Below are 14,480 nucleotides of genomic sequence, written 5' to 3'. Positions count from 1 at the left end.
GGCGGCCTGCTTGTGCTAGCCGTAAATGGTTTCCTCGTCGTCGGACTCTTTCGAGATCCGCCGGGCGAGGTAGAGGCCTTCCAGGGCGAGTTCGATGGCGGCGGCGCGCTGCCCTTCATTCGTTGCGCCCAGCCGGCCGCTGATCTCGTCGTACAGTTTGGATCCGTTCAGGGACGGCAGGTTTTGCAGGAATTCCTGCGCCGTGACGTGTTCGCCGGTGGTCACGGTCCTGTGGCCGTCGAGCGCGGCGACGAGCGGGCCCATGTCGATGCCTTGATAGTGGGCCCGCACTGCTTCGGCGGTGGCGGTGCGCAGGAGATGGTCCAGGACCGCCTGCTCGCGGCCTTCTTCCCCGGACTCGAATTCGATCTTGCCGGTGAGGACGTCCACGGCGGTGCCAAGGTCCACGATGCGGGCCACCGCCTCGCCTTCCCCCCGGACGCTGGCCCGGCGAAGCGCGGCTGCGGCGACGGTTTCGGCACCGGCGATGGCAAACCGTGCGGAGACCCCGGAGGTCTGGTTGATCGCCGGGGACTGCCGGAGCGCGCGGGTGTAGCGGGCAAGGATTTCGAGGATGACGGGCGGGACATCGGCCACCAGCTGCCCCTCCTGCCGGATAACCGCCACCTCGTCGGCGAGCTCGATCGGGTAGTGGGTCCGGATCTCGGCACCGAAGCGGTCCTTCAGAGGCGTGATGATCCTGCCCCGGTTGGTGTAATCCTCCGGGTTGGCGGACGCGACGACAAGCACGTCAAGCGGCAGCCGCAGCACGTATCCGCGGATCTGGATATCCCGCTCTTCCATCACGTTGAGCATCGACACCTGGATCCGTTCCGCAAGGTCCGGCAGTTCGTTGATCGCGATGATGCCACGGTTGGAGCGCGGGACCAGGCCGTAGTGGATGGTTTCCGGGTCCCCCAGCCGGCGGCCCTCGGCCACCCGCATCGGATCGACGTCGCCGATGAGGTCAGCTACGGAGGTGTCCGGTGTGGCGAGCTTCTCCACGTACCGCTCCGACCGGTGGCGCCACGCCACGCGCATCCGGTCCCCTTCGGTGAGGGCGCGGGCGCGGGAGTGCTCTGTGATGGGCTCGTACGGGTGTTCATTGAGTTCGGAGTCTTCGATGACCGGGGACCATTCGTCCAGCAGCCCGGCCAGCGTGCGGAGGAGCCGTGTTTTGCCCTGGCCCCTTTCGCCGAGGAGCACCACGTCGTGGCCTGCGATCAAGGCACGCTCGAGCTGGGGAAGGACGGTCCTGCTGAAGCCATAGAGTCCGGGCCATGGATCGCGGCCGGCGGCGAGCGCAGCGAGCAGGTTGTCGCGGATCTCGTGGCGCAGGTCCTTCTGGATGTGGCCCGCTGCGCGCAGTTCACCAACAGTGAAGATATCGGGTCGATCAGTCACCACTCCACGGTAGTCCCCCCATGTGCTGTGAATCGAGGGATTTCTCCAAACGCGTTGGTGTAGGTCAGGAGACGCCCGGTCAACGGACCCGGCGGCTACGATATGCCAATGCGTTCCGCAGCCCAGGAGTGGCATCCTTCCTCCCGCGTTTCCGGGCAGGCGCCCGGCGTCTTCCTCGTCGAGGGACCGGCCTCGAACTGGATCGTGGTCCGCGACGGCTTGGGCTTTATCCTCATCGACGGCGGCTACCCCGCGGACTGCCCCCTGGTGCTGGAGTCCATCAGGCACCTCGGACTGCAGCCGGCCGAGGCCCGGGCCGTGCTCATCACGCACGGCCACGTGGACCACACCGGGGGTGCCGCCCACTTCTCCAGCGCGTACGGCACGCCCGTCCTGTGCGCGCCCGAAGAGTTGGCCCACGTCCAGGGCAGGGAGAAGCACCAGGTCACCTTGGGCCAGGTCCTCCTCCGGGCGTGGCGCCCCCGCGTTTTCCGGTGGATGCTCCATGTGCTCAAAGCGGGAGCGCTCACTGCAAAGCCGGCGACCCGTGCCCAGGCGTGGGACGCCGTGACGCTCCGGAGCCTGCCCGGCAATCCGGAAGCCATCCTGGTACCGGGGCATACGCCCGGGAACGCCGCGGTCCTCCTGCCAACGGCAGGAGCAATCGCCGTTGGAGATTGCTTCGCCGCCGGCCATCCGCTGACCCGGAGGACCGGGCCCCAGATGCTCCCCCGCATGTACCATGCGGACCCGGCCGCGGCCCTGTCCGCCATTCGCCGGTTGGACAGCGTCCAAGCGTCGGTGGTGCTTCCCGGCCACGGCCCGGCGCTGCGCATGACCCTGGCCGAAGCCCTGGCAGCGCTTCGCCGGGGAACTGACTAACGCCCGCTGACTCTGTGTGCCACCGACTACTCCACGGCGTCAGTGTCAGTAGGAGCGGCGCGGTGATCCACCGCGTCTGTCAGTTCGTCGATCCGGTCGAGGGCTGAGTTGAGCTGCTGCACCGTCGCCCACAAAGCCTGGTGTTCGTCGCGGATCTGCTCAAGCGAGGCGCCCGCGGATCGAAGCGTGGCGAGATCAAAACTGACGTTCGTGCGCGCCCCGGCCACTGCTGCCCGGAGGGCGCCGAATGCCACCACCACATCGGCGATCAGCGCCGGGTTCCCGTGCGAAGCGAGCCAGCCAAGGTCTTCGGTGGCTTCCATCGCCCGTTCGCCGAGCACGGCCGATGCCTTGGCGGCGTTGACGGACGCCTGGTGGATCGCGTCATCACGCTCCCGCCCAGGTTCCAGGCGGAATGCCGCGCCGAAAGCTTCGGAGGCGGCAGCGTCGTCGTCGGCCAGTCGCAGGGCGGTTTCACGGAGCGAACGCGCACGGGCGTGGATGTCGGCGAGGTCTCCGTCCTGGCCATGGCCTGGCTTTGTATAGCCGGCCACCATCGACATCAGGGACGCGGCGATGGCAAGCATTACGCCCGTCCCTGCCCCTCCGCCCGGCGAGCCCTTTGACTCCGCCAACGCCTGCGTCCATTCCTCAACCGTTGAGCCCTGGGTTGTCACCGCTTCAGAATCAGCCATGGCACCTATTGTGCCCCTTGGTGCGCGTCCTCCTGCGCCCCGCCACTATCAAGGGGCAGGTGTTCAGGCCTGTAAGCGCGCGACGGCGCCCGGCACTGATCCTTGCCTTGCCCGGCCTGTCCCTCGGGCGATCTTGATCAAACCTTTGCCGTACACAAGCTGATTCCTGATTGTTCTTTAGCAGGATCAAGGCAGCAGGATCTGGTCTAAATGAGAGTAAGGTGACATGTCATGACAACGGATGGTCCTCCGTCGGAATTTTTCGACGGTGACGAGTTGGATCCGGCAATGCCGTCGATGGGCACCCTGGTCATCCGCACCTGGAACGAACCCGGCCGGACACCGGGGTTTCGCGCAAGGTTGACCTACAGCCAGTCCCCGACCTCCCAGCCGAAGACTGTTTATAAGGACGATGCGGATGAAGTCCTGCGGGAGGTTGGCCAGTGGCTTCTTTCCCAGACGGAGACTCCGGGAGAGGCCTAAGTACTTCCCGTCCGGCGTACCTGTAACGTGATGTCCGCTGCGAGGCGGCGAATGGCCTCCGACGGCACGAGGCTCATGTCCTCCTTCAATCGCGATTCATAGCTCACGAAGGCACGAAGCGCGGCAGCGTTGTTGCCCCGCCTCCTTTCGGCCTCGATGAGGAGCCCGACGGCGCTTTCGTAGAGCGGTTCGAGGGCCAGCGCGGCCTCCGCCGCCTCCAGGGCGGATTCATAGTCACCATGGAGCAGCGACTCGCGGGCAATGAGGTGGTATGCGTGGAGGCGATCCTGCTGCAACCTGTTCTGTTCAAAGAGAACCCAGTCCTCGTACCAGCCAGGGAGCAAGTCCGAATCACGTAATTGCTGGAGGAGGGAAAAGACATTCCCGTTGAGTCCAGCCCGGCCCAGCTCCCGGATCTGTGCCCGAAGCCTGTGCAGGTCTACTTCCACCAGTTCGCTGAGGGACAGGACCGTCCCGCTGTTGATGAGCAAGCCAGGGACCTGCCGGGAGATGAGATGCACGGCAACGCGGAGGCTTTCCAGCGCCCTGGGCTCTGCGATCTCCGGCCATAACAGTCCGCCGAGGTAGCTCCGTGGACGGGGGCCGTGGATGGCGAGCGCGGTAATCAGCCGTTGTTGCCGCGTGGCGACATGCAGTAGCTCGGTGTCCCGACGAAGTTGCCACGATTGCAGCAGCCTCAACTGAAGACCACAGTCGTCATTGCCCATGGGTACCCCCGAACTCCAGCCCGGGGCTGGAACAGATGCAAGAACCACTTTCCGCAGTCCGTGGCGGGCTGTCAATGACCGGCGCCATCTGACCTGGTTTGCGCCGTAACACGGGGGTAACGGCTGGCGCCTACGGTATCGGTTCACATCTGGTCCTACAGGCAGTAACGTACGGGTAACGCGGCGTCATCACCATCAGGACGACGGCCCACCAGGATTTCTGCGTGGGCAGGAAGTGGAGCGCCTGCTGTGAAACTCGTCCTGTTCGATCTCGGGGATACGTTGGAAAGTGACGGCGTCCTTCTGCCCGGTGCGCTGGAGACCCTGGGGACCATCGCTTCCCTCCGCGCTGAAGGGCGGCCAGCGGTTGTCCTGGGTCTCTTGTCCGACTTTCACATGCCAGCCGAGCCGTCGGACGTGGCCATCATCCAGCAGCAGTACTACACATTGCTGGATGACCTTGGCATCCGGCAGTTCTTCGAGCCCGTTGCTCAGCGCGTCACGCTGTCCACTGAATTGGGCGTCTTCAAACCGGACGAGGCCGTCTTCCGGGCTGCCGCGGCGAAGGTCGACCCTGCACTGGAATTCGACCAGGTCCTTTTCGTCACCGAGAACCGCGGGCACGTGATCGCCGCGCGCCAACTTGGCCTGAAGGCCGTGCATGTGCGGGGACCGGGGCAAGAGCAGGGCGAGGTGGAGACGCTGGCCGGGATCGTGCCGCTGGTGCAGGCGTTTGTTGAAAACGGGGATCCGGTCGAGACGGTTGTCCTAAAGCTTCCCTCGGAGCTGCAGAACGCCGTCATCAGCCGGCTCGGAGCTGCGGACGTGAGGTGGACGAGGCTCGGTGACGTCCTGGTGGTGCGGTCCCCCGCCTCCCGGGCAGGCCATGTTCTCGCCCGCAGCGGACTGGCTGATTCTGCCCGTCGGGTGTTCGTTCCGGAACGGCAGCTTAGCCTGGTCATCCAGACCGCCCGCCTTTTCCAGGAGGACCATCCGGCCGTGCGCGTGGTGGTGGACAAGGGCCGGTATCTGGTGGTCGATCTTGGTCCGGGCGGCCACTCCGTCATGGTGGGGCCACACTCGTCCTGTTACACAGTCCGCCCGCTCCTACCCGACACCGTGGTATTCGATCAGCGGACTCCCGGAGCGCAGCAAACGACGCCGGTTGAAGCGGGCGCCGGACCGGAGAATGAGGTGTCCCGTGCGGCGTTTGAGGACGCCGTCGGCAGGTTGGCCCGCCTGCGCACGCGGCACTCCGGAAGTGCCGAGTTCCTCGCCGCTCTTCAGTGGGCCCAAGTCCAACTGGCGGATCTGGGCTATGCCACGCACCTCCAAACCGTCCCGGTACCTGGCGGAACGACACGCAACCTCATAGCGGACAGCGCAGGGAACGGGGAGGACCGGGATCTGGTGCTGGTCACCGCGCACCTGGATTCCGTCAATATTCAGGGGGCCGGGGCGGCCGCGCCCGGGGCGGACGACAATGCGTCCGGCAGCGCGGGCGTACTCGCTATCGGCCGGGCACTGGCCGGTCGGTCCACCAGGCACGACCTTCGACTCATCCTCTTCGGGGGCGAGGAGCAGGGCCTGTTCGGCAGCCGCCACTACGTAAACGCACTCGACGCGGACGAGCGCTCGCGGATCAGCGCCGTCGTCAACATGGACATGATTGCCTGCCAAAACACCAGCCACGCGACCGTGTTGCTGGAGGGAGGACCGGCGTCCCGTACCGTGATCGAGGCATTGGCCAGGGCCGCCCAGGAACACACTTCGCTGGCAGTCCAGACCAGCCTCAACCCGTTCAACAGCGACCATGTGCCGTTTCTCGACCTGGGCATTCCAGCCGTTCTCACGATCGAGGGAACCGACTCGGCGAATGACCGGGTGCATACTGACCGCGACACCCTGGACACACTCGACCTGAACCTCGCCCTGGAGATCCTGCGGATGAACGTGATGTTCGTGGCCCAGTCCCTGGACACAGGCACCAGTTTTAGCCGACCCATCGAGTGAAGGAGAAACCTACGATGCACGAAACAAACCAGCCAATGCTTCCCGAGCAGCAGCGCAGCCGTGAACTGTGCGGGACCATGGAAGTACACCGCCGCCTCCTGAACCAGAGCGTCACCTACCAGGAACGCCGCGCCCTGATCGACAACCGAGCCCTGGCCTACGAGGACCAGACGCGCAGTATCGCCCGGAGCGGAGTGCTCACCATCCCGGTGGTGGTCCATGTGGTCCATAATCCGGCGGACCCTGCCCAGGAGATCAGCGCGGCGCAGATCCAGAGCCAGATCGACGTCCTCAACGAGGATTTTCGGGCCGGCAACTCTGATGTGTCGCAGGTGCCGTCCGTCTGGACGGACCGGGTGGCCGACTGCAAGATAGAATTTCGGCTCGCGTCCCAGGATCCCAACGGCAATCCCACCGAGGGCATCACGCGGACGCCCTCATCGATGCCGTTCTTCACCACCGAACTGGACGACGTCAAGTCGGGTGCAACCGGCGGCGCGGACCCCTGGCCCAGCGACGACTACCTCAACATGTGGGTGTGCAACGAGCTCAGGGACGCGATTGGTCGCGTTATCCTCGGATACGCGCAGTTCCCTGGCGGACCGCCGACCACCGACGGCGTTGTCATCGCAAACTTTTGCTTCGGTAAGGGCGGGACCGCACAGCCTCCGTTTGATCTGGGCCGGACCGCTACGCACGAGATCGGCCACTGGCTGGACCTGCGGCACATCTGGGGCGACGACCGCGGCTCCTGCAGCGGAAGCGACCTGGTTGACGACACCCCCAACCAGGCCGACGCTACCTATAACAGCCCGACGTTCCCGCAGATCAGTTGCAACAACGGCCCCGACGGCAACATGTATATGAACTACATGGACTACACCGATGACGCCGCAATGTTTATGTTCACCAACGGCCAGTCACGCAGAATGGACGCTTGCCTGGACGGTGCCCGCGCGTCCTTCCTGACCGCACCCGCTTTCGCCCTGCCTGCCGCCCCCGTACCGTCTTCACCGGTAACCCAGCCGGCGTTCACCGGAAATGGGAGCGCGGCAGCGGCGGCCCCGGCTGAGGTCCAGGAACAAGACGACAGCGAGGTGCTCCGGCTGCGGCAGGAACTCGAGCGGCTCCGCCAGGAAAACCAACAGGCCAAGTTGATACTGGAGGGCATCCGGTCGGCGCTTAACGGTGTCACCGGCGCACCTGCTGGAGGATGATGGAGGGATGACGACGCCGGCCGGAAGGTAATGTCGTGACTGGGCCCCCGCAGGAGATTACTGGCATTTGGCTGCACTCCCACGAGGAAGACACAGCCTCCTCGATGGTGTTCCGCCCCCGCGACTACGCCTTTCGGCCCGCCCGGTGGCGGGATGCCATCGAGGTACAGGCGGACGGAACCTGCATCTGGCACGGCAGCAGCCGCGACGACCGCGGGGAGTCAATTCCCGGCCGCTGGGAGGATCTGGGAGACGGACAGGCCGAAATTACCACTGCACCGGAGGCAGGCGCTGCGCTCCCCCGGCGGGTCCAGTCGTGGGCTCCCGACAAGCTTATTGTGGAGAAGTAGCGGGTCAGGCGGCAACCTCCTGCCACGTGGTCCAGTGGAGCAGCTCGACTTTGTCCATAGCGGCCAGGTCGCCGTCGACCCTGTCACGCCGGTGCTGCGCCTCCAGCGGCAGCCCCACCTGCGCGTCCTTCGAAAGGGGAAGGATCTGGAGCAGGACCTCGGAGCCGGGACAGATGCCGGCGTCGTGCGTCTCGATGACCCAGGGCGAACCGTCCCAGAAGCGGTCGGCAACCACGCGGCCGTCAACGGTAAGCCGCGCAACGTCCCCGGCCCACATGATCTCCAGCTCGGTGTGCCCGTCCTCAGCCAGGGATCCCGCCGTGGTTGACAGGTCCAGGCGGTAAACCGCTGCCAGTTCCTCGATGGCTCCCTCGCCGGGGGCAGCCGCCCGGCCGGCCAGGGAACCGAACGAAGCAGGAACGGGCTGCGCGGGGCGGATCAACCCGGCAGGCAGGGTGACCCGTGCCTTTTCGGGTTCCGTTGCGGAACGTCGAACGTCTTCGAACCGGGCGGTCCGAGTTGAGTATCGCCGAACGGAAGGCGACCCGACCGACCTGCCGGCCAGGAGTCCGTCCGCGCCGACCCAGAGCGGGTCAGCTGACAGAACCAGTTCACGTCCGCGCGGGGTGTCCAGAACCCATGCCTGGTCAGCCAGGTGCGACGGCAGGACCAGGATATCCAGGGAGCCATGGAGGGACGTCACCGTCAGGGTCACTGGATCTTCGGCGTCAACGGCATAGGCGTTCCCACCCAGGGCAGAAGCGGGTCCCTCGAGCGCCGTTCCCTCGGCCAGGCAAACCTGGGCCGCTATTCCGGCTTCGGCGGTGAGGACCAGGGTTGGTGATGATTCCGGCCCCAGCAGGGTCAGCGGCGATGCCGTCGCCCAGCGCAGGAGCACGCCCGAGATCTCGAAATTCACGGGCCACGCGGTAATCGTTCCGGCGGGGATAGCCAACGGCTTGCCGGGAAAGGTCACCGTGTCCTCCCCCAGCGACAGGCTGAACTGGGCTCCAGCATAGTCGGGCAGTGGAATGTGGGGCTGGTGCCAGGTGATGAATACAAACCCGGACTGACCGTCACTGCGCAGCGCCCAGCGGAGCGTCTGTGAGTCTTCGACGCCGGCCGGTACCTGGTCCGGGAGGGCGGACGGCATGGGGGCGAGTCGGTTCCCGAACGCCGCAAGGAAGGCATGCTGGCGGCGCAGGAAGCCGAAGCTGGGTGCCGGCCTCCCCGAGGCGCCGATGGGCGCGTGGAAGTCGTAGTCGAACACGGGGAGATCATTGGGGTAGCCCGTCGCCTGTGACTCCTGCAGGCCGCCGGGAGGATTCGTTCCGCCCGCGAACATGTAGTAGCCCTGCCAACCGGAGCCACTGCCGATCTTGTTGTTGGCCACGGCGGCGACGTCCTTGCCCGTTGGCCATGGCCGGCGCTGGTAGGCCGTGGCCATGCCGCCGGTCAGTTCGCAGGTGGCGGGCGGGTAGAGGGCGGACGGGGACCGGGCGGGTGCTGCGTTGCTGCCGGAGAAGTGTTCACGCAGGTCCGCGCCGATGCCGGGATCGTCCCACTGATGGCTGAAGAAGTAGTGCTGCCGGAAGGTGGGGTCCCAGGGGGCGCCAGCGTCCACCCAGAAGCCGTCGCCGTAGCCGCCGAACACCGGCAGGACCTCGTCTTCAGGGATGTCGGCCCCGCCCCAGGCTGTGGCCGTCCAAATGGGGGCGCTGAGTCCTGCTGCCCGGGCGAGTTTTTTCAGCTCGGCGATGTGTCCGGGCTGGTCATAGAGTTCATTCTCAAGCTGGATGCCGATGACGTTGCTGTCCGGGCCGGTCAACCCCTGCAACTCCGCGCCGAGACGGTGGAACCAGCGTTCCACGAGGGCCAGGTAGGCAGGGTCGTTCGTGCGGTGTTCGACGGCGGCCGCCTGGACCCAGTCGGGAAAACCGCCGTTGCGCACCTCGCCGTGGCACCAGGGTCCCAGGCGCAGGACCACATCCAGGTCGAGGGCGGCGCACAGCCGGACGAAGGCCGCGACGTCCAGATTGCCGTCGAAGCGCGCCTCGCCCTCAGTCTGTTCGTGGTGGATCCAAAAGACGTAGCAGGCAACCACGGTGATGCCGCCTGACTTCATCAGCCTCAGCCGCTCCTCCCAGCGTGCCCGGGGAAGCCGGCTGAAGTGGATTTCGCCTGACACCGGCACCGCCGGCCGGCCAGAGCACTCGATGTAGCGGTTGGTGAGCCGCCACCTGCTGTGCCGATCCTCGGTGTTGCTCATGGGCGGGAGCTGCAGGGGCAGTTCGTGGGGAAGGTGGGTAGCCTTCAGGAGTCCTGGGCTGCCCTGCAGTTCAAGGGTGCTCTGCAGTTCAAGGGTGCTCGGGTCAAAGCGCATGTGTGGATTCTTCCAGCTCGCAGGAGAGGTGAGGTGGAGGCTGTTCACAGCGGTGAGCCGCTTCCTGCTGCCATGACGGGCCGCCGCCCGGGTACGCAAGGAGCCCGTGCCTAGTCGAAACGTACTGCGTCCCACTCCAGGATTCGCGGCACGGCCAGTCCTTCCACAACAAAGGGATCCTCGGCAACGAAGCGTGCGGCTTCCTCCCTCGAGGTAAAAAGCCCCATGGACGAACCGGCCGGATCCGGGGTCAGGAACGGACCCAGCGCCAGGAGACCGCCGCCGTTGGCGCGGAACGCTTCGAAGTAAGCCTGGTGGCGGGGATACGTTTCCATAACGCGTGACCGGTCGACGCCCTCAGCGATGCTGTACATAACAACGGATTCCATGCGCGAGATCCTACCTGCCCACCCGCGGACGGCAAGGTCGACGCCGCCCCTTCCGGTCGCCGTCGAACGCCCCTAGCATGGCCGTTATCGAACCGCGCTCTGAACATCCCTCCCACCGCAGAAGGAAGTCATGAACAGCGTCACCTGCGATCTCACCGTATCCCTTGACGGCTTCCTCGCCGGCCCCCGTCAAAGCCCCTCCAACCCGTTAGGTGAGGGCGGCGAGGACCTGCACCGGTGGCAGTTCGAAGAACCCGAGGCCAACGCAGCAGCGCTTGAGGGCATTCTCTCCGCGGGCGCGTACATCATGGGCCGCAACATGTTCGCCGGTCCCGGGGCGGGGCCATGGGATGAGGGCTGGCGCGGCTGGTGGGGTGAAGAGCCGCCGTACCACGCCCCCGTTTTTGTACTCACGCATCACCCACGCCCTCCCCTGCAGATGCAGGGCGGCACAACGTTCCATTTCGTGAACGACGGGGTCGAGTCCGCACTGGCCCAGGCGCGCGCGGCCGCTGCCGGTAAAGATGTCGCCGTCGCCGGGGGTGCAGAAACTGCCCGCCAATTCCTTTCGGCAGGGCTGATCTACGAGCTGCGGCTGCACATCGCGCCGCTTACCCTGGGGGCGGGCGAGAGGCTGCTGGACGGCGTCGGAAACCTCAAGCTTGAGCCGACGGAAGTAAGCGGTACGCGCCTGGTGACCCATGTGCGCTACCGGCTGGTGCCCAGAGCCTAGATAGAACGACGGCGCCGCTGCCGCGGTGTTCCTCGCGCTCAAGAATTGCGGGCGGCAGCATCCCGGGTGGTGGTGCGGATCCGATACAGGCTGGTGGTCGCGGTGATGTAGAGGTCCTGGCCGTCCGTGCCGCCGAAGCACAGGTTCGATACTCTTTCGGGCACTGGGAAGGTTTCCAGGAGATCGAAGGACGGGGAGTAGACGCGCACTGCTTCCCCGGCAGAAGTCCAGATCCTGCCTTGGAGGTCCACCCTCAGGCCGTCAGCAGCGTGGCCTTCTTCAAGCTCGACGGCGGTGGTGCGGCGGCTGCACACACCGCCCCGGACATCGTAGGCGACGATTCTCAGCGGCACCCCATGAGCCGGCCCGGCGGTGTCCGTAACGTAAAGGACCGACTCGTCCGGTGAAAAGGCCAGACCGTTCGGATACACAAGGTCAGTGATCACAGCAGTGAGGGTCCCCGAGGCGGGCTCGAACCGGAAAACGTAGCAGCCGCCGTACTCCTGCTCTCCCTCATGCCCTTCCTTGGTGCCCGGGAGGATCCCGTACGGCGGGTCCGTGAACCAGATACTGGAGTCGCGGGCAATCACGACGTCGTTGGGCGAGTTCAGTCGGCGCCCCTGGAAGGAATCAACCAGCCCTGTCACAGCTCCCCCGCGGTCACGCTCAACCCGGCGGCGCCCATGGCTGCACTGCACAACAGTCCCGTCGAGGTCGAGGGTCCGGCCATTGGTGAATTCAACCCCAAGCCCGTACTCACGGGTTACTCCTGTGGCGGGGTTGAATTCGAGAATGCGGTCGTTGGGGATATCGCTCCAGCGCACGGTCCGGGACGACGGCACCCATAAGGGACCCTCGGCCCACGCCGAGCCCGTGGACAGGCGCTCCAACCCGCCATTGGTCAGTTCAACAGCCATCCGAGCCCTCCGCCTCCAGCTTTCCTGCCGATGCATGACGCTATGCCCGCGAGTGGCTACCCGGCGTGCACGCGCATTACGGAAAACGATAACGCGGAGAAACCCCTGGGCGTACCACCATCGAGTGACGCTGCTTGCCGCACCGAAGAAGGGGGCACAAGGGGCTTCGTGTGCTGGCGCCGTCGCTGAGGGTGGCGGTAGCTTTGGACTTACGTTTCCTTCGAAGCAGCCGAGGTACCGGAGGTACCGCTGATGCAGGGCTTGTCCGCGTCCTTGGTTCTGATCGCTCTGCTGGCTGTTGTAGCGCCCCTTGCGGCCCGTTTCCTGGATCGTTTTGTCAGGGTGCCCATCGTGGTGTTCGAGATCGTCCTGGGAATCGTGCTCGGCCCCAGCCTCCTGGGGTGGATCCAGCCATCCGAATTCGTCGACACGTTGGCGCAGTTCGGGCTGGCCATGCTTTTCTTCGTTGCCGGCAATGAGGTCGATTTCGCCGCCATCCGCGGCCGTCCCATTACCCGCGCGTCCGCCGGATGGGTCATCTCCCTGGCGGCAGGCATTGGTGCGGGCTTTGTCCTGGCCCGGACGCCGGCTGCCGCAGTGATTATCGGCGTCGCCTTGTGCTCCACGGCTCTGGGCACGCTGTTGCCTATCCTTCGCGACGCCGGCACATCGAAATCCCCATTGGGTACCGCGGTCACCGCACTTGGTGCCGCCGGGGAGTTTGGACCTCTGGTGGCCATCTCACTGTTCTTTAGCGGCAGGGAACTGGGGCTGGCCACAGCAGTACTGCTCGGGTTTGTTCTCCTAACCGGTGTGGCAATTCATCTCGCCTCCCGCGCACGGCACACTTTGCTCCATTCACAGGTCACCAGGACCCTGCACACCAGCGGGCAGTTCGCCGTCAGGTCCGTCATGTTCATCCTCACCGTGCTCGTTGTGCTCAGCATGGTTCTGGGCCTCGACATGCTGCTGGGCGCCTTCGCCGCAGGCGTCCTCTGGAAGGTCGCCATCGCGCGCGCTCCCGAGCAGGACCGGCACGTCATTGAGACGAAAGTGGACGCCGTCGCGTTCGGATTCCTGGTGCCGGTCTTCTTTATCGACACCGGCATCGACTTCGACCTGCGCGCACTTACCGCGAGCCCGGGCGCCCTGGCGCTGGTCCCCCTGTTCCTGCTCCTCCTGCTCGCCATCCGCGGACTGCCGTCGCTGCTCGCCGCTCCGCCCAAGTCCAACTGGGCCGACAAACGCGCCATCGTTCTGTTTGGGGCCACCGGCTTGCCGATCATCGTCGCGGTGACAGCCATCGGCCGGAACGAAGGGCTCATCTCCAGCGCAATTTCGTCCGCTCTGGTTGGAGCAGGAATGCTTTCAGTGCTCCTGTTTCCGCTGCTCGCCCTCCGGCAGCTGCAACGGGAACCGTCAGGAACCGCGGCACGGCACCAGGACGTTCCGTAGGGGCTCGTACAGCATGCTCTTCGCCCGCGGACCCGCGCCATCTGCACCCAGCCCTGGCGCTTATGTTCCGCTGATCCCGTCGAGCACTTTGTGCAGTCCCCACGCGTATTGCTCGGTGGAGACGTACCCGGCCATGACATCTGCTGCTCCCGCGGACAGCGGGTAAGTGCCGGCCGGTATCGCCGAGAACCCCTCCAGACGGGAGGCAATCCTTTCGCCTTCCGAACTTCCCCCGCGCTGACCACCTAGCTCTGCCGTCTCCAGCGCTATCGAGCCGAAGACGTAGACGATCAGCAGGTACGACGCCTTCGCCGCCTCTGCGGCGTCCAACCCGGAATCCTGAAGCGTCTCCATGAGGTGTTCGTTCAGCGCAAGGGCCCGTGGACCGTCCATCGGTCCCCCGATCATCAGGGTCACCGCTCCCGGATGGGCGGTAAGCCGCTCCCTGAGTTCCAACGCCAGCGACTCAATCCGCTGGCGCCAGGGAACATCGCGGTCCGAGAATACCGCCAGGTCCACCTGTCCCAGCAGGTGCTCAACAATGGCCTTCACGACGGCGGCCTTATCCGGGAAGTACGTATAGACGGCGTTCGGCGCAACCCCTACCCGGGCCGCGATTCCCCGCACGGATGCCGCGTTCACGCCCCCTTCATCCAGGAGGTCGAGGGCGGCGCCCATGATCTCTTCCTCCGTCAGGGTGCGGCGCGGACCGGGCCGGGAACTGCGTGCTTGGGTCGTCATTAGTCCCTCTCTTGACTTTACTCTGTACAGCGTACACGATTGTACAGCGTCCAATTTGTACGCCGTACAGAAATAGGCAGGGAGACCGCC

14 protein-coding genes are annotated in these 14,480 nt (G+C 65.6%); 7 read left to right on the top strand and 7 right to left on the bottom strand.

Annotation, left to right across the window (positions count from 1 at the left end; all coding sequences use genetic code 11):
- Nucleotides 1-15: 15 nt before the first annotated feature.
- The gene (locus tag M1D93_RS08995) at nt 16-1,404 is read right to left on the bottom strand and encodes a sigma 54-interacting transcriptional regulator (RefSeq protein WP_461174751.1); all 1,389 of its coding nucleotides are present in this window, start codon (nt 1,402-1,404) and stop codon (nt 16-18) included.
- Between the two features lie 108 nt (nt 1,405-1,512).
- Here M1D93_RS08995 and M1D93_RS08990 point away from each other — a divergent pair, with 108 nt between their 5' ends.
- The gene (locus tag M1D93_RS08990; RefSeq protein WP_461174750.1) at nt 1,513-2,286 is read left to right on the top strand and encodes an MBL fold metallo-hydrolase; all 774 of its coding nucleotides are present in this window, start codon (nt 1,513-1,515) and stop codon (nt 2,284-2,286) included.
- 26 nt (nt 2,287-2,312) lie between these two features.
- On the opposite strand, the gene M1D93_RS08985 is transcribed toward M1D93_RS08990, so the two are convergent.
- On the bottom strand, nt 2,313-2,981 hold the full coding sequence (locus M1D93_RS08985; protein ID WP_461174749.1) for a cyclodeaminase/cyclohydrolase family protein: 669 nt from the start codon (nt 2,979-2,981) through the stop codon (nt 2,313-2,315).
- A gap of 231 nt (nt 2,982-3,212) precedes the next feature.
- Here M1D93_RS08985 and M1D93_RS08980 point away from each other — a divergent pair, with 231 nt between their 5' ends.
- On the top strand, nt 3,213-3,464 hold the full coding sequence (locus M1D93_RS08980) for a hypothetical protein (RefSeq protein ID WP_461174748.1): 252 nt from the start codon (nt 3,213-3,215) through the stop codon (nt 3,462-3,464).
- Here M1D93_RS08980 and M1D93_RS08975 read toward each other — a convergent pair.
- Complete coding sequence (locus tag M1D93_RS08975) at nt 3,461-4,192, bottom strand: AfsR/SARP family transcriptional regulator (protein WP_461174747.1); 732 nt, start codon at nt 4,190-4,192, stop codon at nt 3,461-3,463. The genes M1D93_RS08980 and M1D93_RS08975 overlap by 4 nt on opposite strands.
- A 249-nt stretch (nt 4,193-4,441) precedes the next feature.
- Between M1D93_RS08975 and M1D93_RS08970 the strand changes: the two genes are divergently transcribed.
- From M1D93_RS08970 to M1D93_RS08960, 3 genes are read left to right on the top strand one after another with little or no spacing between them, the layout of a single operon-like run.
- Nucleotides 4,442-6,205, top strand: coding sequence for a M20/M25/M40 family metallo-hydrolase (locus M1D93_RS08970; RefSeq protein WP_461174746.1), 1,764 nt, complete (start codon nt 4,442-4,444; stop codon nt 6,203-6,205).
- A 14-nt stretch (nt 6,206-6,219) separates the two neighbouring features.
- Nucleotides 6,220-7,422, top strand: a complete 1,203-nt coding sequence (locus M1D93_RS08965) for a zinc metalloprotease (RefSeq protein ID WP_461174745.1) — start codon at nt 6,220-6,222, stop codon at nt 7,420-7,422.
- A gap of 35 nt (nt 7,423-7,457) precedes the next feature.
- Nucleotides 7,458-7,772, top strand: coding sequence for a hypothetical protein (locus M1D93_RS08960; protein ID WP_461174744.1), 315 nt, complete (start codon nt 7,458-7,460; stop codon nt 7,770-7,772).
- 4 nt (nt 7,773-7,776) lie between these two features.
- Here M1D93_RS08960 and M1D93_RS08955 read toward each other — a convergent pair whose 3' ends face one another.
- Complete coding sequence (locus M1D93_RS08955) at nt 7,777-10,155, bottom strand: beta-galactosidase (protein ID WP_461174743.1); 2,379 nt, start codon at nt 10,153-10,155, stop codon at nt 7,777-7,779.
- Nucleotides 10,156-10,265: 110 nt separating this feature from the next.
- Nucleotides 10,266-10,544, bottom strand: coding sequence for a YciI family protein (locus M1D93_RS08950; protein WP_461174742.1), 279 nt, complete (start codon nt 10,542-10,544; stop codon nt 10,266-10,268).
- A gap of 130 nt (nt 10,545-10,674) precedes the next feature.
- Between M1D93_RS08950 and M1D93_RS08945 the strand changes: the two genes are divergently transcribed.
- A complete protein-coding gene (locus M1D93_RS08945; protein WP_461174741.1) occupies nt 10,675-11,277 on the top strand; it encodes a dihydrofolate reductase family protein in 603 nt (200 codons plus the stop codon).
- 38 nt (nt 11,278-11,315) lie between these two features.
- On the opposite strand, the gene M1D93_RS08940 is transcribed toward M1D93_RS08945, so the two are convergent.
- A complete protein-coding gene (locus tag M1D93_RS08940) occupies nt 11,316-12,194 on the bottom strand; it encodes an SMP-30/gluconolactonase/LRE family protein (protein WP_461174740.1) in 879 nt (292 codons plus the stop codon).
- A 252-nt stretch (nt 12,195-12,446) separates the two neighbouring features.
- Between M1D93_RS08940 and M1D93_RS08935 the strand changes: the two genes are divergently transcribed.
- Nucleotides 12,447-13,649 carry a cation:proton antiporter gene (locus M1D93_RS08935; protein WP_461174739.1) on the top strand — a complete coding sequence of 401 codons (1,203 nt, stop codon included), beginning with the start codon at nt 12,447-12,449 and terminating at the stop codon, nt 13,647-13,649.
- Between the two features lie 60 nt (nt 13,650-13,709).
- Here M1D93_RS08935 and M1D93_RS08930 read toward each other — a convergent pair whose 3' ends face one another.
- On the bottom strand, nt 13,710-14,390 hold the full coding sequence (locus tag M1D93_RS08930) for a TetR/AcrR family transcriptional regulator (protein WP_461174738.1): 681 nt from the start codon (nt 14,388-14,390) through the stop codon (nt 13,710-13,712).
- Between the last annotated feature and the right edge of the window lie 90 nt (nt 14,391-14,480).

This window comes from Arthrobacter sp. Z1-9 (assembly GCF_054792695.1).
This window is presented reverse-complemented; position numbering and strand designations above follow the sequence as displayed.